At 74.5% G+C, this 1,056-nt stretch carries 1 protein-coding gene and 1 pseudogene; one reads left to right on the forward strand and one right to left on the reverse strand.

The features are described 5' to 3' along the window. Positions 1-354 (forward strand): annotated as a pseudogene (locus tag DJ74_RS05320) (hypothetical protein); the annotation flags it as partial. A gap of 40 nt (positions 355-394) precedes the next feature. On the opposite strand, the gene DJ74_RS05325 reads toward DJ74_RS05320, so the two are convergent. Next, positions 395-1,056: molybdopterin-binding protein (locus DJ74_RS05325; protein WP_094526591.1), on the reverse strand; the 662-nt coding region annotated here is incomplete at its 5' end.

Genomic DNA, 1,056 nt, shown 5'->3' on the forward strand with positions numbered 1-1,056 from the left:
CCGTCCGCGACGCCGGTCGGAACGACGGTCGCCGGCAGCGCCGTGCTCCGCCCGAACGAGGGGAGCGAGCTGTCGACGACCCGCGCGGCCACCGAGGCGCCGCTGCTCGTCCGGACCGACGGCGTGGTCGCGGTGGGCGACAGCGACTTCCTCGCGCCCGAGAACGCCCGGCGCGCCGACACCGACGCGCTGATCGGGAACCTGGCGGACTTCCTCGTGTCGAACGATCGGACGCCGCCCGGTCCGGGCGGCCAGCAGGCACCGACCGGCCCGAGCGGGCCCACTGGACCGACCGGCCCGACCGGCCCCGACCAGCCGCCCGCGGAGCCGCCGGAGAACGGGACGGCCGGCTGAGCCGCGTCCCTCCCGGTCCCGTTCGCCGCTCCAACTTTTCTCAGTCCCAGTTCCGACGGACCGGCGTCTCGCTCGCGTCGACGGTCTCCAGCAGCCACGCCGCGGCGTCCTCGAGCGCGGCGTCGTCGGTCGCGGTCACCTTCAGGCGGTTGTGGTCGGCCTCGCGGTCGGGGTAACAGCCGACGGCGACGTCGAACCGCTCCATCGCCTCCTGCAGGGCGGGCACGATGTTCGATTCCGGTTCGACCGTGTAGAGGAACCGCGACCGACGGTCGCCGGAGAACTCGTCCGCGACGGTCTCGAACGTCGCCTTCAGCTCGTCCGGGATGCCGGGGAACACGTAGACGCCCTCGATCACGCAGCCGGGGGCGAGTCCCGCCTCGGTCACGAGCGGGCGGCTCTCCTCGGGGACCGCCGCCTCCGCCGCCACGTCGACGTCGAACTCGCGGTCGGGGACGCGCTCGCGGATCGCGGCCAGCCGGCGCTCGACCGACTCCAGCGTGAGGTCGGTGACGGCCATCTCGCGGTCGAACGCGTCCGCGACCGCCTCCATCGTCACGTCGTCCGGGGTGCTGCCGATCCCGCCGGTGACGATCACCGCGTCGAACGCCGCGGCGTACTCGCGCACGTGCTCCGCGATCTCCGCCCGGTCGTCGGGGACGGAGAGGACCCGCGCGACCGCGACCCCGCGGTCGCGCGGGT

Source organism: Halorubrum sp. Ea8, from assembly GCF_002252925.1.
Lineage (GTDB): Archaea > Halobacteriota > Halobacteria > Halobacteriales > Haloferacaceae > Halorubrum.